Annotated in this window: 18 protein-coding genes and 1 pseudogene; 8 read left to right on the top strand and 11 right to left on the bottom strand. The window is 65.2% G+C overall.

What is annotated here, in order from left to right; translation table 11 throughout:
- Positions 1-75: 75 nt before the first annotated feature.
- Positions 76-663 (top strand): DinB family protein, encoded by a 588-nt coding sequence (locus tag CGLY_RS12980; RefSeq protein ID WP_052540183.1) that lies wholly within the window; start codon positions 76-78, stop codon positions 661-663.
- A gap of 100 nt (positions 664-763) precedes the next feature.
- On the opposite strand, the gene CGLY_RS12975 is transcribed toward CGLY_RS12980, so the two are convergent.
- From CGLY_RS12975 to CGLY_RS12965, 3 genes are all read right to left on the bottom strand, one after another.
- On the bottom strand, positions 764-1,405 hold the full coding sequence (locus CGLY_RS12975) for a DUF3239 domain-containing protein (RefSeq protein WP_038550022.1): 642 nt from the start codon (positions 1,403-1,405) through the stop codon (positions 764-766).
- Between the two features lie 11 nt (positions 1,406-1,416).
- On the bottom strand, positions 1,417-3,063 hold the full coding sequence (locus CGLY_RS12970) for a DNA repair helicase XPB (RefSeq protein WP_038550021.1): 1,647 nt from the start codon (positions 3,061-3,063) through the stop codon (positions 1,417-1,419).
- Between the two features lie 86 nt (positions 3,064-3,149).
- A complete protein-coding gene (locus CGLY_RS12965) occupies positions 3,150-5,480 on the bottom strand; it encodes a helicase-associated domain-containing protein (RefSeq protein WP_038550020.1) in 2,331 nt (776 codons plus the stop codon).
- A gap of 106 nt (positions 5,481-5,586) precedes the next feature.
- On the opposite strand from CGLY_RS12965, the gene CGLY_RS12960 reads away from it, so the two are divergent.
- On the top strand, positions 5,587-5,775 hold the full coding sequence (locus tag CGLY_RS12960; RefSeq protein WP_038553016.1) for a hypothetical protein: 189 nt from the start codon (positions 5,587-5,589) through the stop codon (positions 5,773-5,775).
- 137 nt (positions 5,776-5,912) lie between these two features.
- On the opposite strand, the gene CGLY_RS12955 is transcribed toward CGLY_RS12960, so the two are convergent.
- Complete coding sequence (locus CGLY_RS12955; protein WP_038550019.1) at positions 5,913-6,560, bottom strand: resuscitation-promoting factor Rpf1 domain-containing protein; 648 nt, start codon at positions 6,558-6,560, stop codon at positions 5,913-5,915.
- A gap of 395 nt (positions 6,561-6,955) precedes the next feature.
- Between CGLY_RS12955 and CGLY_RS12950 the strand changes: the two genes are divergently transcribed.
- Positions 6,956-7,375 carry a cold-shock protein gene (locus tag CGLY_RS12950; protein ID WP_038550018.1) on the top strand — a complete coding sequence of 140 codons (420 nt, stop codon included), beginning with the start codon at positions 6,956-6,958 and terminating at the stop codon, positions 7,373-7,375.
- A gap of 4 nt (positions 7,376-7,379) precedes the next feature.
- Here CGLY_RS12950 and CGLY_RS12945 read toward each other — a convergent pair whose 3' ends face one another.
- The 3 genes from CGLY_RS12945 to CGLY_RS12935 are packed head-to-tail and all read right to left on the bottom strand — an operon-like array spanning position 7,380 to position 10,235.
- Entirely contained in the window at positions 7,380-8,006 is a 627-nt protein-coding gene (locus tag CGLY_RS12945) for a DUF2771 domain-containing protein (RefSeq protein ID WP_052540181.1), read from the bottom strand.
- Between the two features lie 44 nt (positions 8,007-8,050).
- Complete coding sequence (locus tag CGLY_RS12940) at positions 8,051-9,385, bottom strand: MFS transporter (RefSeq protein ID WP_052540179.1); 1,335 nt, start codon at positions 9,383-9,385, stop codon at positions 8,051-8,053.
- 7 nt (positions 9,386-9,392) lie between these two features.
- Positions 9,393-10,235 carry a glutaminyl-peptide cyclotransferase gene (locus CGLY_RS12935; protein WP_227590276.1) on the bottom strand — a complete coding sequence of 281 codons (843 nt, stop codon included), beginning with the start codon at positions 10,233-10,235 and terminating at the stop codon, positions 9,393-9,395.
- A gap of 59 nt (positions 10,236-10,294) precedes the next feature.
- Here CGLY_RS12935 and CGLY_RS12930 point away from each other — a divergent pair, with 59 nt between their 5' ends.
- From CGLY_RS12930 to CGLY_RS12920, 3 genes and pseudogenes are all read left to right on the top strand, one after another.
- On the top strand, positions 10,295-11,746 hold the full coding sequence (locus tag CGLY_RS12930; protein WP_038550016.1) for an NCS2 family permease: 1,452 nt from the start codon (positions 10,295-10,297) through the stop codon (positions 11,744-11,746).
- Entirely contained in the window at positions 11,733-12,599 is an 867-nt protein-coding gene (locus CGLY_RS12925; protein WP_081803929.1) for a TrmH family RNA methyltransferase, read from the top strand. The genes CGLY_RS12930 and CGLY_RS12925 overlap by 14 nt, the downstream gene beginning before the upstream one ends.
- 86 nt (positions 12,600-12,685) lie before the next feature.
- Positions 12,686-12,970, top strand: a pseudogene (locus tag CGLY_RS12920) (DUF899 family protein); the annotation flags it as partial.
- A gap of 65 nt (positions 12,971-13,035) precedes the next feature.
- Here the strand turns inward: CGLY_RS12920 and CGLY_RS16850 are convergent.
- The gene (locus CGLY_RS16850; protein ID WP_052540177.1) at positions 13,036-13,533 is read right to left on the bottom strand and encodes a TetR/AcrR family transcriptional regulator; all 498 of its coding nucleotides are present in this window, start codon (positions 13,531-13,533) and stop codon (positions 13,036-13,038) included.
- A gap of 235 nt (positions 13,534-13,768) precedes the next feature.
- Between CGLY_RS16850 and CGLY_RS12910 the strand changes: the two genes are divergently transcribed.
- Positions 13,769-14,818, top strand: coding sequence for a hypothetical protein (locus tag CGLY_RS12910; protein WP_038550015.1), 1,050 nt, complete (start codon positions 13,769-13,771; stop codon positions 14,816-14,818).
- Between the two features lie 7 nt (positions 14,819-14,825).
- Here the strand turns inward: CGLY_RS12910 and CGLY_RS12905 are convergent, their stop codons facing one another.
- The 3 genes from CGLY_RS12905 to serC all read right to left on the bottom strand — a co-directional run bounded on the left by CGLY_RS12905 (position 14,826) and on the right by serC (position 18,139).
- Positions 14,826-15,770, bottom strand: coding sequence for a DUF6928 family protein (locus tag CGLY_RS12905; RefSeq protein WP_052540175.1), 945 nt, complete (start codon positions 15,768-15,770; stop codon positions 14,826-14,828).
- Positions 15,771-15,776: 6 nt separating this feature from the next.
- A complete protein-coding gene (gene sepH / locus CGLY_RS12900; protein ID WP_227590275.1) occupies positions 15,777-16,904 on the bottom strand; it encodes a septation protein SepH in 1,128 nt (375 codons plus the stop codon).
- 101 nt (positions 16,905-17,005) lie between these two features.
- A complete protein-coding gene (gene serC, locus CGLY_RS12895) occupies positions 17,006-18,139 on the bottom strand; it encodes a phosphoserine transaminase (RefSeq protein WP_038550013.1) in 1,134 nt (377 codons plus the stop codon).
- 329 nt (positions 18,140-18,468) lie between these two features.
- Here serC and CGLY_RS12890 point away from each other — a divergent pair, with 329 nt between their 5' ends.
- Entirely contained in the window at positions 18,469-19,764 is a 1,296-nt protein-coding gene (locus CGLY_RS12890; RefSeq protein WP_038550012.1) for a citrate synthase, read from the top strand.
- Positions 19,765-19,854: the final 90 nt, after the last annotated feature.

Genomic DNA, 19,854 nt, shown 5'->3' with positions numbered 1-19,854 from the left:
GAGTCCCAGTGTAGCGGGAGAAGCTGGGGGCTGCATGACGCTACATTCCACGCAGGCAAGGGTCATGATGGACCCATGAACCTCGACGACACCAACGGATTCCTGCTCCACTACCTCCAGGCCAGTCGCGATGCCCTGCTGTGGAAAGTGGAGGGAGTCAGTGAGTACGACGCGCGCCGTCCCCTCACCGCCACCGGCACGAACCTGGCAGGCCTGGTCAAACACGTCGCACACACCGAAATCGGCTACTTCGGGGAGACTTTCGGACGGGAATGGCCGGTCGCAGGCGAGCGCATTACCGTCGAACAGGCCGACGTTGACCCGCACATCGACCTCTATCTTGCTCCGGATGAGACTGTCGACGACATCATCGCCTTCTACCGCAGGGTCTGGGAGTTCTCCAATGAGACGTTGTCCCGGCGTCCGGTGAGCGATGTTGGTACGGTGCGCCACTGGCCGGCGGACAGGAGGCGCAAGAGTCTGGGTGAGATCGCCACCCATGTCATCGCGGAGACTGCCCGTCATGCAGGACATGCGGACATCCTGCGGGAACAACTCGACGGCAGCATCGGGCTGCGGAAGAACAACACGAACCTCCCGGACGAGGCGGACTGGTCCGTCCATGCAGCGAGACTGCAGGAAATCGCCGAACGCTTCCGGTAGCCCCCGTATGTCGAATTGTCGCCCGCCCGAGTCGGGAATCGACCCGATTTCCTACCTGGGAGGGCGACAATTCGGCGTCGGCATGGGGACGTGCCGGAACCTACTCCAGCTCGAGCAGCAGGTGCCGGGTCTTCTGCACGTCCTCGAGCCGGTCGATCAGGGACTCCAGCCGGGCCCACTCCGACTCCGGGATGGCCTTCTCTGCCTCGGCGACCACGGACCGGTCCTGTGTCCCCCACGCCACCGGCATCGGGGAGATCTGTTCCCAGTGCTCCTGCTGGCCCACTGACCGCATTCCGGTGACGGCCATCGCCGGCACCCGCTCACCGACCTTGCGTTCCACCCCGGGGATCGATGTCACGGTGCGCAGTGCGAGGGCCGGACGTGACCTGGCGGCACCGGTGGCCGCGGTGTCCACCAGCGACATCAGGACGACGTCACGTGGGTTGACCTGGGCGATCACGGTGGGGGCAAGCGCGTAGGCGTCGTAGTAGTGTTGCGGCGATCCGAGTTGGCGGGGGAACACCGGCACCATGATGAAGCAGATCAGCGCCATGATCACTGCGGCGATGCCCACGATCACCGCCCAGCCCGCGTCCACGACCACGAACAGGATCACTGCAGCGGCGATCATGATCGCGCCCATCAACCCGGCCGACCACTGGAACCGGCGGGAGTCACGGAAGAACTCGTTGTGTTTGCGGGCGAAGGGCTCGTCGACAGTGAAGTTGAAGCTGACCACGGTGAATGATCCTACAGGTCGACCGAGTCGATGATGCGGTAGCCGTACCCCTGTTCCGCCAGGAAGCGCTGACGGTGGGCGGCGTAGTCGGCGTCCAACGTGTCGCGGGCGACGACGGAGTAGAAGTATGCGGGGCCACCGTCTGGCTTCGGCCGCAGAATCCGGCCCAGCCGCTGGGCCTCCTCCTGACGGGAGCCGAAGGTTCCCGAGACCTGAACCGCGACCGATGCGCCAGGCAGGTCGATGGAGAAGTTCGCCACCTTCGACACGATGAGGACGCGCAACTCGCCGCTGCGGAAGGCAGCGTAGAGTTCCTCGCGGCGGTGCGTGGTGGTGCGTCCGTCGATGACCGGCGCGTCGAGTTCGTCACCGAGTTCCTCGAGCTGGTCGATGTAGGCACCGATGACCAGTGTCGGTTCGTCGGGGTGCTGGTCGAGGATCCTGCGGACGATCCGGTTCTTGGCCGGTGAACACGCCGCCAGCCGGTATTTCTCGTTCTGTTCGGCGGTGGCGTACACCATGCGCTCGGACTCGGTGAGTTGTACGCGCACCTCGGTGCAGTCGGCGGGGGCGATCCAGCCCTGGGCTTCGATGTCCTTCCAGGGGGCGTCGTAGCGTTTAGGGCCGATGAGACTGAAGACGTCGTCCTCGCGACCGTCTTCGCGCACCAGCGTGGCGGTCAGGCCCAGGCGTCGGCGCGACTGCAGGTCACTGGTCATGCGGAACACCGGGGCGGGCAGCAGATGCACCTCGTCGTAGATGATCAGGCCCCAGTCACGGGAGTCGAAGAGTTCCAGGGCACGGAACTCGCCCTTCGTCTTGCGGGTGACGACCTGGTAGGTGGCGATGGTGACGGGGCGGATCTCCTTCTTTTCGCCTGAGTACTCGCCGATCTCATCTTCGGTGAGGGAGGTGCGCCGGACGAGCTCGTCCTTCCACTGCCGTCCGGCGACGGTGTTGGTCACCAGGATCAGCGTCGTGGTCTGGGACTTCGCCATGGACGCTGCGCCGACCATTGTCTTGCCGGCGCCGCAGGGCAGCACCACCACGCCGGAGCCACCGGCCCAGAAGGAGTCGGCGGCCATCTCCTGGTAGTCGCGCAGCTGCCAGTTTTCCTGTTCGGTGGACAGCGTGATGGGGTGTGCTTCGCCGTCGACATAGCCGGCGAGGTCTTCTGCGGGCCATCCGACCTTGACCAGTTCCTGCTTCAGCCGGCCACGTTCGGAGGGGTGGACGATGAGGGTGTCCTCGTCAATCTCCTCACCGAGCATCGGGCGGATCTTCTTGTGCCGACGAATCTCGGCGAGGACCGCACGGTCGGTCGATTCCAGCACCAGCCCGTGGGCGGGATGGTTGGCAAGAATGAGCCGACCGTAGCGTTCCATCGTCTCGGCCACGTCCACCAGCAGGGGTTGGGGGACGGGGAACCGGGAGTAGGTTTCCAGCACGTGCACGACCTGTTCGGCGTCGTGTCCCGCGGCCCGGGCGTTCCACAGGGCCAGCGGCGTGATGCGGTAGGTGTGGACGTGTTCGGGGGCGCGTTCCAGTTCCGCGAAGGGGGCCAGCGCGGTGCGGGCCTCCTGCGCCTGGGCGTGCCCGATCTCCAGCAGCACGGTCTTGTCCGACTGGACGATCAGCGGGCCGTCGCCGAGTCCCACGGGTGCCTCCTCACAGGGGTTGGTGCAGGTGTGCGTTGCCGCTTGTGCAACCAGATCATTCTACGCGTTGACACCGTTCACGTCAGTCACGGTTCATCGGTCGCTTCTACCGGTGTGCCTACCCAGGCGACGCGGTGCGGTTGGATGTGCAGCGACTGACCACCGGCCTCGGTGACGCCGATGATCGACACCGGGCTCATCGTGACCACGGAGATCCACTCGTGCACGGCTGACCCGGTGGCGTCGACGTAGCTGATCTCCACTGAGGTCCCTGCGTCGTAGGCGTGACGTAGAGCGGCCATGATGGCACGGGGTTCGTGGACACGTGTGGTCTCGCCGCTGTGGCCCGCCTCGTCGTCCTCGTCCTGACGGGTGCGACGGAACCCCTCTACCGCGCCGGCGAGCTGGTCGGCGACCTGTGTGAAGGACGTCGCGGGACGGTCCGGGTCCGGGACGGTGGAGAACACCGGTGCCGCGGTGGCACGTCCGGTGCCGGTGTCGCCGTCGATGCTGATGGTCACACCTTCGTCCTCCAGTGCCTCGACCACCAGCGACAACTGCACCGAGCTCGCGGCGACGGTGGGGGAGAGCAGGCGGAGTCCTGTTTCCTCCGCGGCGTCGGTGTCCATGATCGCGGCCATGGACTTTTCGTCGGGTGCGGTCAACACGCTGGCGGCAGTGCTGCCGACCACCGGGGTTTCGGGACGGTGGGTGCGGAACGTGTCCTGGATCAGGTACCACAGGGACTGGGGGACATCGGGTGCCATGCCTGCCAGGAAGTCCTCGATACCTTCGGCGGTTTCTCCCCGTTCCACGGCACGTTGCATGCTCTCCCTGGTCACCCGCCAGACGCTGGCCATACCGGTGGACTCGACGTCAGCGAAGGCCCGCAGTTTCGCTTCGGTGTCCCCGTCGAGCAGTCCGGGGGCGAGGATCGTCATGTCCGCCTGGATGATCAGCATGCCGACCGGGGCAGGCAGGATGTCGGCCAGTGCGGCGGTGAGCCGGTCTTCGTCGGCACTGTCACTGTCTCCGTCGGATACGGTGGCGGCCAGTGCGACGGCCGCCGAGGACGGTTCCCCGTCTGCGGACAGCCCCAGGATCACACACTCGTCGCGGACATTGTCGACGGCGGCCTCGGATGTCACCGCTGCGACGGACGGCCGGATCCGCCACAGTCCCTCCGCCGTGATGACCTGTCCACTGGCGGCGACGACACCCCGGAGTGCCGCTGCTTCGGCTGCGTCCAGGGATTCCTGCAGCAGGTGGGCGTCGGTGCCGGCGTCATCCTGCGCCGACCACGGGGCGTGCGGGCTGTGGCGCCATCCGTCGACGAGCATTGCCCAGCGTCGGGAGAGGGGCGCGGACAGGTACGTGGCACCGCGTTCGCTTAATGACCAGAAGTTGCCGTTGCCGATGACGTCCTGTGGAGCGGGGACAGGTAGCCCGACCGCGATCAGGTCGGCGTGACGGCACAGGACGAGCGTGTCGCTGACGACGGCTGCGTCGAGGCCCAGTGCCTTGGACAGCCGGGCGATCTCCCGTACCCCGATCCCTCCGGCGTTGAGGGGGCGTACGGGCGTGTTCCCGATCTGTTGCAGGACGTCGGCCACCAGGCGGGCGGTCTCGACCACCCGCGCGACCGCGGTGGCGTCGGTGCGGGCGTCCGGACGGGACGATGCGACCGGGCTCTCCAGCGCACTGAAATCCCCGCCGGGCAGGGGCACGACGCGTCCGGAGATGCTCGCTGACACGCGCAGCGACAGGCGGGCGGTCTGAGCGTCGACCCGGTCCAGCAGCCCTGCCGCGATCATCCGGGCCAGGGGGCGCTCCGGATCGTCGAGTGTCGCAGAGTGCCCGATACCACCGGACAGCTCGAGGGTGTCGAGCAGACGGCGTTGTCGGGTCGGCAGTGCATTGAGGACCTCCGGCAGATCCTCGGTCGGGATCGGGCAACGGTAGCCGTCCACCAGCACCCAGGGCAGGTCGGTCGTGGCGGAGAACAACGGTGGCAGGTGCATCGGTACTTTCATCGCACCCGGCGCTGTCGTTGGATCCTGCGGCGACACTGACAGGCCCGGCCCGAAGACCAGCCCCCAGGAGGCCAACGTGTGGGTTGTCGCCCGGACAGCCGCGGTGTCCGCGCGGCGTTCCGGGTCGGTACCGGCGGCGTCCCACAGTTGCGTGAGGTTCGTCGTGACATCCTCCAGCTCCACCGGCTGATGGTCCGCCCCGGCGACGACGAGGGCGTGCAGGACGGCGAGTCCGGTGGCGTCGAGCCGACGCAACGCGGCCACGTCCGAGACCGACCCCAGGGAACTGGGGTGGAAGGCACGCAGTCGCCAGAGCAGGTCGACGAGAACGTCGTCGGGGTGACCGGACAGCCAGTCGGCGTAGGTGGGGAAGGAGTCAGGCATAACGACGGTCACTTTACCCGCCGGTGGTCACCCGGGTGTAGACGCCGGCGGGGATGACCGTGCCGGAAAGTCGCCTGAACGGCGGGGATGTGGAATGATCGGCGGTATGGCTGACGCAAAGAAGAAGCACTACGTTGATCCGGGCTGGCCGCAGAACCTGCCCGAAGGCAAACACGCGGTCTCCGAGCTCGTGGCTGACGATGCCGGGGCGTTGAGCCCCTTCGGTGACGCTGAGTTCCCCGTCCCCGCTGAGAAGCTGCCTTACGTCCACCCGTACACGGTGATTAACCGCTAGTCGGGCGACACACGGCGAAAAGGTCGTCGCCCGGGGCATTCCGACTGTTCGGAATGCTCCGGGCGACGACCTTTTGTCAGGTGGGACCCTGGTAATGCGTGGGGTCTAGTGCGCGTCCGTGAACAGGACGCGGCGGACTAGAACAGGTTGCCGGCGACGGCCTTGTACTGCTCGCCTGCAGCCTCGGCCTGCTTGATGGCGCCGGTGTAGTTGTCGTTGAGGGCAGCGCGGTTGTCCTTGTAGAGGGACTCCAGCTCGCTCGGAACCTCGATGCCGTTGGCGGCGAAGGCCTCGGTGACCTTCTCCCACACGCCGTCGATGGCGAGGGAGTCGGTCTGGCTGCTGAGGTCCGCGGCAGCTTCCTGGGGGTTGGCGGCGTAGTTGTCGGTGGCGGGGGCCGCCGGGGCGGAGCGCTGCTCCGGTGCGGAGCTCAGGCCCAGCTGGGAGGAGCAGGACGGCCATGCGCCCCAGCCCTGTCCTTCGAGGACGCGCTCGGCGACAACGATCTGCTCTTCACGGGAGGCCTGGTCGGCGGAGGCTGCGAACTCGTCGCCGCCGTAGCCGCTCCAGGTGCTCGGGGAGAACTGCAGGCCACCCTGGAAGCCGTTGCCGGTGTTGATGGACCAGTCGCCGCCGGACTCGCACTGTGCGAGGCGGTCCCAGTCGGAGTCGGGGGCGGCGTTGGCTGCCGGAGCCGCGACGGCACCGAGTGCCAGGGTTGCCATGCCGGCGACGGCGAGGCGCTTAGTGCTGAAGCTGCTCTTACGGATGGTGTGTCGTCCCATGTGGGTTGATTCCTTTCGGAGTCGGTGGTGCGGCGATCAGGTCCCGTGGATCACCGCGGTGTTCATTGCTGGGGTCCGACAGTAACGGTTTGTCACGATTGAGTCACGCTGATCGGCAACATTTGTGGCTGTTCAGGCGGCATTGCGTCCGCAGTTCCGAGATGTGAGCGCGGGCACGGACCGGCTCAAAACCGCCGTTGCCCAGTGCGTTACCGTTCTGTGTCTCGAACGTTATCGAACCGTTATTATTCGACTGTGACCTTGATCACATTTCGCCCCGCGGTGGCACTGTGGCTCCGCGGGCACCTAATAGGCGACGGTGGGGCTCCACGGGTAAACTGGCGCATTCCCCATCCGTGAGTAGAGAGTAAGTAGAGAAAGGACAGGCCGACATCATGCCGACCGGAAAAGTGAAGTGGTACGACCCGGACCGGGGATTCGGCTTCGTCTCCAATCCCGAGGGTGAGGACGTCTACGTCGGCTCGCAGGTACTTCCCGACGGAGTCACCGAACTGCACAAGGGGCAGCGTCTCGAGTACGACTTCGCCGAAGCACGAAAGGGCCCGCAGGCCATGCGTGTGGCGGTGCTGGATGACGGGCCTGCCCCGTCACCGCAGAAGGGGGCCAGGGGGTCCCAGGGAGCACGTGGTCACAAGTACAGTCCTGACAAGCTCCATGAGCTGGTCCAGGACACCGTCACGTTGCTGGAGTCCCGGGTGCAGCCGAGCCTGGAGGCGGGGCGTCGCCCTGACCGGAAAGAGGGGCGGCAGGTTGCCGAGATCCTGCGGACCATCGCCCGCGAACTCGATAGCTGACCGGCTACTCCCCGGAGTCGGTGGTGGGGTCGCCGGCGGGCTCCGGCTCCACGCCGGTGTTGAAGGCCCACACCACTCCGTAGGGCACCTCTTCGCCGTCTTCCTCGCCGAGGATCAGGGCGTGGACCTCCACTACACTGAGGCGGGCGCCTGATCCGTCCCCGTCTTCGGTCTCGGCGGAACCACGGACCGTGACCTCAGATTTCTCGCCGGCCGCCCAGGTGTTTTCTGTGTTCGCAGCCTGATCATCGAAGATCTGCAGCAGCGACCAGTCCTGGCTGGTGACCTCGTCCGGTAGCGACAGGGTGACTTCCTCGTCCGCACCCACCTCGATCGTGGAGGGCTCGCTTTCGTCACAGTCACCTGTGAACCGTTGGCAGACAGAGTAAGGGGCGTACTCTGTCTCATCCCCGGCGGCATCGGTCACCGTCACCCTCAGATCCTGGGGATCCGCGGCAGGACGGTTGTCGCTCCAGTACTGGTAGCCCAGCACCGCCGCGGCGACGACCACGACCAGGAGCACGATCGCCCCGAAAGTCATGTACTGCTTACGCTGGGCGGCCCGGCGTCGCTGCTTCTTCGACTGCGCCGGTTTCTGCGCCGGTGTGTGGGGCTGCTTCTCGGTGCTCATTCGGTGGGGAAACTCCTGTCCACGGGGGCCGGGGCTGGGCCTGATCACCGGGGGCTTCTCGCCCGACCGATCAGGGCTCCCAGACCGACACCGCGCGCCGCGGCGATGACATTGACGTACATCACTGTACCGACGACGGCGAGTACAGCCATACCGACGGTGAGCTCCGGAGGAAGCAGGATCCCCAGCGTGCCGCCGAGCACCCACGACAACTGCAGTGCGGTCTCCGAGATGCCGAATGCCGATGCCTGGGCCGCCTGGTCAAGTCCCGACTGGATCGCCGCGTCCAGACACACCTTCGACATCGCGCTGCCGAGTGACAGGACAGCGGTGGCGACGGCTGCGGTGACCACCCCGTCCCACACCGCCGCGCACACCACCGATCCGAGGGAGAGCGCTCCCAGGACGAGGACGGCGACCCGGGGGCGGGCGAACCGGATCCGCGAACCCAGGGCATTCCCGGCGAACGTGCCGACACCCCCGGCCGCGCCGACGGCGGCGAGCATCGAGAGCTGTTCAAAACCCGACAGATGGGAGGACGACTTGGCGACGAATGCCACGTAGATCGTCATGAACCCGGTTCCGCACCGTTGCAGGGCCGTCGCCCACATGCAGGTCCGTGCAGCATCGGGAAAGCGGACCCGGATAGAACGCCGCCACCGGGTGACTATGGTGTCCCCACCACGCCCCCGTCGTATCCCCGCCTCTGGCACAGGCTCTTCCGGGACAAACGGGCTGACCGTGACCTCGTCCTGACCACGTTCGGCGGTGGAGGGGATCAGGGCGCATCCGTAGATCCCGGACAACGCCACGACCATCAGGAGCCACAAGGCCGCCTGAGGATCGAAGACGTAGGCGATCACCGCGGCCAGACCGCCGGCGACCAGTGAACCGCCGATATGCCCGGCGATCGTCAAACGGGCGTTGGCGCGCACCAGGTCGAGTGCCGCAGGGGCGACGCGGGGAGTGACCGAGGATTTCAGGACCCCGTAGGACTTGCTGAGCACCAGCATGCCCAGGGCCGCAGGGTAGAGCATCCAGGAGTTGAAGTTCTGCAGCAGCACCGCCGCGAGGACCACCCGGCCGGCGAAAGTCAGGGAGAGGGCGAGGCGACGGCCCGTGCGGATCCGGTCCAGTGCGGGCCCGATCAACGGGGCGAGTAGGGCGAAGGGCGCGATCGTCACCAACAGGTAGGCCGCGACCGATGTCCGGGACTCCGCCTCCGCCGCGGAGAAGAACAGGGTGCCTGCCAGCGAGACCGCCAGGACGGCGTCCACCGCGAAGTTCGCGATGGAGGTGTACATCAGTGCGGTCAGTCCGGATTCGCGCGCCCCGTCAGCACCCATCAGGCCGTACACCCGGTTGGCTGACCGTGACATCACACCGCTATTCCTCACTGAACTGCACCTCGTAGAGCGTGTCCCACAGTTTTCCGGTCACGAGGAAGCTGTTGTCGGGAGCCCCGTCGGCGCGGTTCTCGGCGATGCCGTTGAGAACGTCGGCACCGTCCCTGTCGCCTGCCGGGAGATCCAGGTCGACTACCCCGGTCACATCACCGGTGGCCGGGTCGATGCGCAGGATACGGTCGGAATGCCACACGTTCGCCCACACCGTGCGTTCATCCCCGGTGCCCGTGCATTCCAGCTCATTGATCTCGTCGACGGGTTCTCCGTCGAGGGTGACCTCTACACTGTCGGTCGGGGCGAACGTTGTGGGGTCCCGGAAGGTCAGGGTGGGGGACCCGTCCGACATGACCAACCGGTCGCCGTCGGAACACAGTCCCCACCCTTCGCCGTCGTAGGAGGCTTCGTCGGTGACCTCCAGGGTGTCAGCGTCCCGGGCGAAAGCGACACCTGATTTCCACGTGAGTTGCCATACCCTGTCACCGTGTACGGTGGCGCCCTCACCGAAGTAGCGCTCGTCCAGGTCGTCGCTGACGGTGGGGGAGGTAGCGTCGTCGACGGGGGCACGGTAGATCCTGGACTCGCCGTTCAAACCGGTTGACACCAGCAGATCGCCCTCCGGCATAACCTCCAGGCCCTGAGTGAAGGACGATGAGTCGAAGGGGTGTTCGTCTGTGATCTCAGCCGTCAGCACCGGGACGGTGGAAACGGCGTCCTCGGCGTCCTCGGCTGCAGAACACCCGGTCATCGTGAGCGCCAGCATGGCGACGGACAGGACGGACACCGTACGTGCGCCACGCGGCGCCGACTGAACGCGAGGGGACATGCTGTCCATGCTGCCACACCGGTTGCACGCGGGCCTGCCTGGTGCGATTCTTACTACTTATGTCAGATTCCATCGGCGAGAAGACCGCCGCACCAGCACCAGGGGCCCTCGACCGGTACTTTCACATCACGGCACGTCGCTCGACGATTGGCACGGAAGTCCGCGCCGGTATCGTGACGTTCTTCGCGATGGCCTACATCATCATCCTCAATCCCCTGATCCTGGGGACGGTCGAGGACGGCAACGGTGATGTCCTGGGGACTTCCCGGGTCGCTGCTGTTACGGCGCTGGCCGCTGGCGTGATGACCATCGCGTTCGGCGTATTTGCGAAGTACCCCTTCGGTATCGCCGCTGGCTTGGGAATCAACACCCTGGTGGCGGTCACGTTCGTCGCCTCGGAAGGGCTTACCTGGCCACAGGCGATGGGCCTGGTGGTGATCGACGGTGTGATCATCGTCATCCTCGCAGTCACCGGTTTCCGCGAGGCAGTTTTCAATGCGATCCCGAACTCGCTGAAGGCGGCGATCGGCGTCGGTATCGGCCTCTTCATCGCCATGGTCGGCGTGGTGGACTCCGGTTTCGTCCAGCGTATCCCTGACGCAGCCGGAACCACTGTACCGGTCACGCTGGGTATTGACGGCTCCATCGCCTCCTGGCCGACGGCCACCTTCGTGCTCGGCCTGGTCATCTGCGGCATCCTCGTGGCAAAGAAGGTCCGCGGTGGGCTCTTCATCGGCATCATTGTCACCACCGTCTTCGCAATGATCGTCCAGGCGCTCACCGGCGACTTCGGTGAGGGCAAAGGATGGCAGATGGCCACCCCGGAGATCCCGAATTCACTCGGCTCCGTCCCTGACCTCAGCCTCGTCGGCGCCGTCGACCTTTTCGGTGCCTTCGCGAAAATCGGTGCCCTCTCCGCATGCCTGCTGGTCTTCACCCTGGTGCTCGCGAACTTCTTCGACGCGATGGGCACCATGACCGCGTTGGGTAAGCAGGGCCGCCTGGTCGACGAGCAGGGCAACCTGCCTAATCTGCGCACCGCCCTGATCATCGAAGGTGCCGGTGCTGCCGTCGGCGGTTCGGTCTCGGCGTCGTCCAACACCGTGTTCGTCGACTCCGCCGCCGGTATCGGCGACGGCGCCCGCACCGGCCTGGCGAACGTGGTGACCGGTGTGATCTTCCTGGCGGCGATGTTCCTGACCCCGCTGTACTCCGTGGTGCCGATCGAGGCCGCGGCACCGGTGCTGGTCGTCGTCGGGGCGATGATGATGGGGCAGATCACCGAGATTGACTTCTCCCGGTTCGAGATCGCGCTTCCGGCATTCCTGACGATCGTGATCATGCCGTACACCTATTCCATCGCCAACGGAATCGGCATGGGGTTCATCGCCTATGCGATCATGGCGCTGGTGACCGGACGCGGCCGGACGCTGCACTGGCTGATGTACCTGGTGGCGATCTTGTTCGTGGTCTACTTCGCCATCGACCCGATCATGGATGCGGTGGGGTAGAGCAGTGTTGGACGCCCCCGTACCGATTACTGACCCGGCAGACACCCGTCTTGATGACATCCGCGACCTGAACTCCTCTGACAAACGCCCGGATCTGCCCGGTGGCAAGGGCCTGGTGGTCGCCGAGGGAAACCTGGTCGTGCCTCGACTGGCGGCGTCGCGGTTCCCTGTGCGCCAGGTGGTGGGTTTCGCCCACAGATTGGAGCAGCTGCGGCAGGTCGCAGTCTCTGCTCCGGAGGTGGCCCGTGGACTCGAGGGCGTGCCTTTCTACGAGGTGTCCCGGGACGTGCTTGCTGCCGTCGCAGGGTTCGACATGCATCGTGGTGTGGTCGCCACTGCGGACCGGGCGGAGGAACCGTCGCCGCAGAGCGTGCTGGACGGACTTCCGTCGGACAACAGGGTGATCGCTGTGCTGGAAGGCGTGGGCGACCACGAGAACATCGGTGCCCTGTTCCGGAATGCTGCCGGGTTGGGTGTCGGTGCGGTATTGCTCGGGGCAGGGTGCGCGGATCCGTTGTACCGACGGGTGGTGCGGGTGTCGATGGGGCATGTGCTGCGCACCCCGTTCGCTCACATCGGTGCCCGTCCGACGACGTGGCAGCGGGGTCTTGCCGACCTGCAGTCCCGCGGGTACCGGGTGGTGGCGATGACACCGAACACGGACTCGACATTGTCCGAGGCTGTCGCAGGAGCGGACAAGGTGGCCGTGATGGTCGGTGCGGAAGGTCCCGGATTGACCGAACATGCGATGCGGGCTGCTGATGTACGGGCGAAGATCCCCATGTCGCCGGGGACGGACTCGCTGAATGTGGCGACGTCGGCGGCGATCGGGTTCTACGCCGCGCAGTTCTGACGACAGGCCCTATCAGCAAGCCCTGCCAGCAAGCCCTGTCGGTAGGTGCCGATCCGGGCTATCCTGAGCTCAGCGCGTACGGCACGTGGGTGTCCTCAGGGGGACATGCTGCACGGAGGTTCAACGAGGATTTCGGTGCGACGGTCGACGGCGAGGAACGCCAGGCACTGAGCGTTTTTGTGCGACAGGGTGAGCAGCTCTTCCACTCCTGGTCCACATTCGCCCGGGGCGAGGAGCCGTTCATGCTGGTGTTCGACCTCCTTGACCTCACCCCGTACGGACGCCAGGAGACCTGGGAGGACTCGCCCCGAGGGTGGCCCCAGGACCCGCCCTACACGTGGATGCGGTTGCATGACCGTTACGAGGAATGACCGTTATGTTGCTGCAGCGGACGGGCTGACCGTGCGGCCGGGCTGCCCGGCGTTGCGACGGGGCGTCAACCCGAGGGGAAGAGCCCGGCGACGTCGTCGAGGAATGTCGGGGTCTCGTAAGAGTCGAGCATCGAGGATTGCAGAATGTGCGCATAGATCAGGCTGATAAACAGTCGCGCCTGTCGGGGCGCTTGGGCATCTGCTTGCTGACCGTCGAGGCCCCCGGCTGTCGAGAGCCACGAGCGGGAATATTGGTGGAGAAAGCCGAAGGCTTCGCCGTAGACTTCGTTGGCTGCGTCGCGGACAGTCGGGTTCGTGACCGCCTCGGACCAGACCTGCACAATGAACCCGACAGGAACATCGGCGCTGTCGATCCGCTCTGTGATGCGTTCCATGAGGGCACCGGGAGACGGTGGCGGGGAGCGGTGAAGTAGCTCGCTGAATCCGGTGAAGATGCCGCTCACAGTCGTGCGGGCCACATAGGTGATGATCTCGTCCTTGCCCGTGAAGTGCGTGTAGAGGGCCCCGGCCGAGAGGCCCGATGCGTCGATGATATTTGCCATCGACGTTGAGTGGATGCCACGTGCAGCGAATTGTTCCACTGCTGCACGGGCGATCTGCTCTCGTCGGGCTTGGCGACGTTCAGGACTGATCCTCGGCATGGAGTTGGTCGCTGCCTCTCTGCATGGACGTTGGTGGGGAACATCTTACTGGCATGGTTGTGTCGTGCCTCTTGACCCGGAGAATCTTCTCATGGACACTATAGAGAATGAACATTCGTTTTTTGAAGAGGTTGGCATGAGTACGACCGAAGAAGTGCAGGACGCTACCAGCCGTTGGGGCACAGTGTGCGGTGTTGTTTCCGCTACGACACTGGCGTTGACGTTGCTGGTTCTCGCATTCGTCTGGCCGTCAGCAGAAGCAGAACCAGACGGTATGTCGGTGGCTGTGGCAGGTCCTTCAGAGGCAGTTGACGGGTTCACTCAGGCTGCAGGAAATGAGCTGGGAGAGATCGTCGATCTTGTGAGCGTCGGAGACCGACCTGCCGCCGTGGAAGGCATTAAGCAACGTGACTTCATCGGGGCGCTGGTGCTTGAACAGGAGCCTGAGGTACTGACCGCCTCGGCGAACGGGCAGGTACCTGATGCCATCATGGCGGAGATATCCTCCCGTCTTCAGTCGATAGTCAGCGAGCAGGCGTATGCAGGGGTAGCTGAAGGAATCTCGGAATCGGAAGTGCCGGGTAGCCTGCCCATGGTGCAGAACACTGACGTCGCTCCCTATTCGGATGGAGACCCGAACGGGGTGGGGATGACCACGGCAGGAATTCCGCTGACGGTGGGTGCCTTGTTGGTGAGTGTCCTCATATCGTTCTCTGTCGTCGGACGTTGGCAACGAGTCAGTGCAGTCCTGGGATTCGGCATCGGTGCCGGGTTCGTCCTGGCGCTTGTCCTGGGATCATGGCTGCAGGTGTATCCGGGTGTCTTCGGGACGGTATGGCTGGCGCTGACGCTCTCCCTCACGGCCACGAGCGCCCTGTTCGTGGGGATGCACTCTATTCTCGGAAAGAGGGGACTTGGCCTATCCGCTGTGCTGACACTGTTCGCGGCCATGCCGTGGGCAGCGTTCGCTGTGCCGTACCAGTTCTTGCCGGCAGCGCTCGGGCATATCGGACAGTGGCTCATTCCGGGAGCGACGACGACTCTCACCCGCACGGTGAGTTACTTCCCTGACGCGAGTGCAACGATGCCCTGGTGGGTGTTGACGGCCTGGGTTATCTTCGGCCTGGGGTTGGCGACACTCGCACCACGGGGACAGCACCATTCACGTGCGACGGAGGACCGGTGAGTGTGACCTAGCGTCCGGCGTTGCGGGCGCGTCGCCGGACTTCGTCGCCGATACGGTGTGCGCCTGTCTGGAACAGACGCACACCGCCACGAAGTCCGCGTCCCACCCCGGTCACTGCGGAGAGTGCCGCCCCCTTAAGCAGATCGGGGGTTGCTTTGGTGGCGGACTCCTTGCCGTCGGCGTAGTCGTCGTACCCGGGAGTGTTCGGGGTGACGGCGCTGACGGGACGGTGCGGCGCCGTTGATGAACCGGAATCTCTGCGACCGGGCCGTGACGCCGGGCGCCCGTCCAGGGCGAAGGCGCAGACCGGGATGTCGATTCCTTCGCGCTCCACACGGAAACCGAGCCAGTACTCCTCTGCCGCCGCAGCGAATTCCCCGGGGCGGAACGGCAGCTGAATTCCGGAGGCCTCCACGTTGCCTTCCCAGAAGGGCGCCTCGAACGGTTCGGGAAGCCCGTTGTCCTCGAGGATCTTGTCGCGGGTGGCTGTGAAGCACCGTTTGAGTACACCGCCCGACCAGTGGGCGAAGCCGCCAAGCCCGTCCGGATCGTCCGGGGTGCGGCAGGTCACGTAAATGTCCGCAGCGGCGATGAGGTCCCGCAGAGGCACGGGAACCTCCGACAAGAGTCCGGCATCGGGGAGGACCGTCTGCACGATCGATAGACCCGTATACCCGCCGATATAGAACTCGCGGCGCCCCGGGGGAGCGGACCTGTTCATGTCGAAGTCGCCGATATGCGTCGGCGAAGAGAAGTCCCCGAAGAGGGTCGATGTACCGTCACTTTCGGCCTCTAGACGGACCCCGAGTTGAGCGAGGTACTTCCGGGCGAAACCGCGGTCGGGGGCAGGTTCGGCCGTGAGAACGTCCCGCGGGACCGCTGCAGTGGCGAACCAGAGGGTCACCACCGTGTCAGGCGCACCGGTGGAACCGGAGGAGTCGGGGGAGCCCACCGTCGTCTACTTCTTCTTGTTCCGGCCGTTGGCCTTGGGGTTCGTCCGTACTCCGAGAAGGACGTCCTCCCAGTGGGGTGTGACGGCCTTCTTCTTCCGCTTGGCTGAGTCGTTGTCCCCGCCAGCAGGGTGTGTGCGACGTCCGAAAAGGTCCACGGGAGCATCCGCCGTCGGGTCAGATGCCGCATCGACCGGCCTGTTGTCCGGGCGGGTCGCATCGTTGTCGCGCGACGGGACGCCCGACTCTCCCGCCGGATCGTCCGGGTCTTCGTCTTCGACATCGTCCTGACGACTGGTCGGTACGACAGGCGAGACCGTGCGGACAGGTCGTTCGAAACGGGGGTCGATCAGGTCCGAGGCGACCGAATTCACCGGCTCTGCTGTCGCGGGACCGTCCTCGCCAGGCACGTAACGGAAGTCAGCGACAAACCGGGACCCTCCTTCACGGTTCCCCTTCGTCCAGCTCACCGAAATGACCCAGTGGTCCGAGGAGTCCATCGCTGCGGACCATTCCGACGCACGCAGGCTCTCACCCCGAGCGGCGAATGCGCCGGCCAGGACTTCACGCAGCGGACTGTCCGTCGGCCCGTCCGCCCGGACCGGGTGCGCGTCCCGGGCCATGTCGGCGATGCGGTTGCGTTCCATCGCGATCGGGACGGCGAAAGGACGGACGCGGCGGTCTTCCATTCCGGTGTCCGCGACGATCTGCTCGACGGTTTCGCCATGGCGGATGCGGTCCTGGATCTCCTTGGGCCGCAGGTGAACACGCTCGCGCGTTGGGACCGCGACCGGCTCCGGTGTACCGGAGGAGAGCGGTGCGACAACACGTGCGGCCGGGTCCCGGGGGGTGTCAGGGGCCCCGGGATCCGTCGTCCCTGCGGCGTCTTCTGTCTCCGTCGTTTCCGGAACTGCGGTGGGAATGCCGAGGAACTCCGTCAGTTCGTCGGTGACCGGCAGGAAGAACTCCGCGACGCCCGCGCTCTCTGTGACGTCACCAGAGGCGTCACGAGGGGTGTCGCCGGTGCCCTCATCGGTGGTCATGCGGAGAACGAGGGACGCCCGGTCGCTGTCGTCTTTGACGAACCGCAGTTCCTGCATCGGTGGGACCTCCATCCACTGGGTGTTTTCCGCCACAGTAGCGCAGAAACCCCCGGAAGACCGTGAGCTTCCGGGGGTGAGTCAGGTGCAGGGGTACCAGGGTGACGGGGCGTCCGGGTGTGTCCCTGCCTCTGCCGCTACCTGGTGGCGATGCCGGAGTCGAGAATGTGGTCGATCGCGCCGGTGAGCGTGCGTACATCTTCCGGGTCGATGGCGGGGAACATACCGATACGCAGCTGGTTGCGACCCAGCTTCCGGTAGGGCTCGGTGTCGAGGACGCCGTTGGCACGCAGCGTCTTCGCGATGACGTCGGCGTCGACCGACTCCTCGAAGTCGATGGTGCCGACGACCAGCGAGCGGCTGGACGGGTCAGCGACGAACGGAGAGGTCTCCGGGCGGGACTCCGCCCAGTTGTACAGCGTGGAGGACGACTCGGAGGTGCGCGCGACCATCCCGTCTAGGCCGCCGTTGGCATTCATCCACTTCACCTGGGCATCCATCATCAGCAGCGTGCCGACGGCGGGGGTGTTGTAGGTCTGGTTCTTACGCGAGTTGTCCACAGCGGTCTTCAGGTCGAGGAACGCCGGGATATAACGGTCGGTGGCGGCGATCTCCTCGACGCGCTCCAGGGCGGACGGGGAGAAGGCAGCAAACCAGAGGCCACCGTCCGAGGCGAAGCATTTCTGGGGGGAGAAGTAGTAGACGTCGGTCTCGGCGATGTCCACGGGCAGCCCGCCGGCACCGGAGGTGGCGTCGATGGCGACCAGTGCGTCCGTCGCAGGACGCGTGACGTCCACCATCGCACCGGTGGATGTCTCGTTGTGCGCCCACCCGACGAGGTCGGCGTCCACCCCGTCCAGCTGCCCGGGGGAGGGGGCGGTACCTGGCTCGGAAGCGACGACCTCGGGCGCCTCCAACCACGGGGCCTTCTTGGACACTGAGGCGAACTTTCCGGAGAACTCACCGTAGGTCAGATGAGCGGACTTGTTCCGGATCAGACCGAAAGACGCCGAGTCCCAGAACGCGGTGGCACCACCCAGGGAGGTGATGATCTCGTAACCCTCGGGGAGGTTGAAGAGAGTCGACAGACCTTCCCGGACAGACCCTACGAGATTCTTCACGGCAGGCTGGCGGTGCGAGGTGCCGATGATGTCTCGGCTACCGGAGACAATGGCGTCAATCTGGTCCTGACGGACCTTCGACGGGCCGCAGCCGAATCGACCGTCGGCGGGGAGGAGGTTCTCGGGCAGGGTGGGGAACTGGTCGCTCATGATCGGCTTTCCTGGTCTCTTCCTAGTCTTCCAAGCACGGTGGTACGGGAACGTCGTCAGCCTAGCCGGTCGAGCCATTTCGTGGAACCGGATGTCCCACACACCGGGATGCAACGGGGGTGGCTGACGGGGATACCGTACGACCCTACTGTGTCCGTGTGGGGGGTATTGGGTACAGTGTGTCCTATCCCACGATCGTCGACGGTCTGCAGTATGAGCTTTATTCATGCCGGGCCGCTCGGTTCGAGGCGGGCCCCGGGTCGGTGATCTCCGGCCCAGGGGACACAACCGAAAGCATCGAAGTACCTGAATAAACGAAAGGGCTGTCAATGGCTTCCGACAACCAGGACAAGGCCGTTCTCCACTACCCCGGTGGCGAATACGAAATGCCGATCGTCAAGGCCAACGAAGGAAACTCCGGATTCGCACTGGGCAAGCTGCTCGCCGAAACCGGTTTGACCACCGTTGACCCCGGCTACGTGAACACAGGTTCCACCCTCTCCGAGATCACCTACATCGACGGTGGCGAAGGAATTCTGCGTTACCGTGGGTACGACATCGCTGATCTGGCGAACAACGCCACCTTCAACGAGGTCAGTTACCTCCTCATCAACGGTGAGCTGCCGAATGACGAGGAACTCGAAAGCTTCAACGCCAATATCCGCCGTCACACGCTGCTCGACGAGGATTTCAAGAGCCAGTTCAAGATCTTCCCGCGCAACGCGCACCCGATGAACGTGCTGGCGTCCTCGGTCAACATCCTCGCGACCTACTACGAGGACGAGCTCGACCCGCTGAACACGGACTTCCAGAAGAAGAACACCTACCGACTGATGGCGAAGGTGCCGATGCTGGCGGCTTACGCCTACCGCGCGTCCAAGGGCAAGCCCTACATGTACCCGGACAACAAGCTGAATGCGCGCGAGAATTTCCTGCGCAACATGTTCGGCTACCCGACCGAGGACTACGAGGTTGACCCGGTGCTGTCCAAGGCACTGGACAAGCTGCTCATCCTGCACGCAGACCACGAGCAGAACTGCTCCACCTCGACCGTGCGTATGGTCGGCTCCTCGCACGCGAACATCTACTCGTCCATTGCGGCGGGCGTTAACGCTCTGTCCGGCCCGCTGCACGGCGGAGCCAACCAGGCTGTCCTGGAGATGCTCGAAGAGATCCACGACAACGGTGGCGACGCGACCGACTTCATGAACCGCGTGAAGAACAAGGAGCCCGGTGTCAAGCTCATGGGCTTCGGACACCGCGTGTACAAGAACTACGATCCGCGTGCCGCTATCGTCAAGGAGTCCGCACACGAGATCCTTGACCACCTCGGTGGCGACAACCTGCTGGATCTCGCGATGAAGCTCGAGGACATCGCCCTCAACGACGACTACTTCATCTCCCGTAAGCTGTACCCGAACGTGGACTTCTACACCGGCCTGATTTACCGTGCCATGGGCTTCCCGACGGACTTCTTCACCGTCCTGTTCGCCATGGGTCGTCTGCCGGGCTGGATCGCACACTACCTGGAGCAGATCAACGAGCCGACGGCGAAGATCAACCGTCCGCGCCAGATCTACACCGGCGAGGGCAAGCGCGCCTTCGTTTCCCGCGACAAGCGCTAGGTTGAAAGCCGCAGTCTGACGGACTGTCTCCCGATGCCCGGCCGCTGCGACACTGCAGCGGCCGGGCATCCGCCGTTTCGCCTGCTGCCG

This window comes from Corynebacterium glyciniphilum AJ 3170, from assembly GCF_000626675.1.
Classification (GTDB): domain Bacteria; phylum Actinomycetota; class Actinomycetes; order Mycobacteriales; family Mycobacteriaceae; genus Corynebacterium; species Corynebacterium glyciniphilum.
This window is presented reverse-complemented; position numbering and strand designations above follow the sequence as displayed.

What these genes read in the sequence shown, in the direction of transcription:
- CGLY_RS12980 (WP_052540183.1), top strand. Translation starts at nt 76, where the DNA reads ATGAACCTCGACGACACCAACGGATTCCTGCTCCACTACCTCCAGGCC.
- CGLY_RS12965 (WP_038550020.1), bottom strand. Translation starts at nt 5,480, where the DNA reads ATGCCTGACTCCTTCCCCACCTACGCCGACTGGCTGTCCGGTCACCCC.
- CGLY_RS12960 (WP_038553016.1), top strand. Translation starts at nt 5,587, where the DNA reads ATGGCTGACGCAAAGAAGAAGCACTACGTTGATCCGGGCTGGCCGCAG.
- CGLY_RS12955 (WP_038550019.1), bottom strand. Translation starts at nt 6,560, where the DNA reads ATGGGACGACACACCATCCGTAAGAGCAGCTTCAGCACTAAGCGCCTC.
- CGLY_RS12950 (WP_038550018.1), top strand. Translation starts at nt 6,956, where the DNA reads ATGCCGACCGGAAAAGTGAAGTGGTACGACCCGGACCGGGGATTCGGC.
- CGLY_RS12945 (WP_052540181.1), bottom strand. Translation starts at nt 8,006, where the DNA reads ATGAGCACCGAGAAGCAGCCCCACACACCGGCGCAGAAACCGGCGCAG.
- CGLY_RS12940 (WP_052540179.1), bottom strand. Translation starts at nt 9,385, where the DNA reads ATGTCACGGTCAGCCAACCGGGTGTACGGCCTGATGGGTGCTGACGGG.
- CGLY_RS12935 (WP_227590276.1), bottom strand. Translation starts at nt 10,235, where the DNA reads ATGTCCCCTCGCGTTCAGTCGGCGCCGCGTGGCGCACGTACGGTGTCC.
- CGLY_RS12930 (WP_038550016.1), top strand. Translation starts at nt 10,295, where the DNA reads ATGTCAGATTCCATCGGCGAGAAGACCGCCGCACCAGCACCAGGGGCC.
- CGLY_RS12925 (WP_081803929.1), top strand. Translation starts at nt 11,733, where the DNA reads ATGCGGTGGGGTAGAGCAGTGTTGGACGCCCCCGTACCGATTACTGAC.
- CGLY_RS16850 (WP_052540177.1), bottom strand. Translation starts at nt 13,533, where the DNA reads ATGGCAAATATCATCGACGCATCGGGCCTCTCGGCCGGGGCCCTCTAC.
- CGLY_RS12910 (WP_038550015.1), top strand. Translation starts at nt 13,769, where the DNA reads ATGAGTACGACCGAAGAAGTGCAGGACGCTACCAGCCGTTGGGGCACA.
- serC (WP_038550013.1), bottom strand. Translation starts at nt 18,139, where the DNA reads ATGAGCGACCAGTTCCCCACCCTGCCCGAGAACCTCCTCCCCGCCGAC.
- CGLY_RS12890 (WP_038550012.1), top strand. Translation starts at nt 18,469, where the DNA reads ATGGCTTCCGACAACCAGGACAAGGCCGTTCTCCACTACCCCGGTGGC.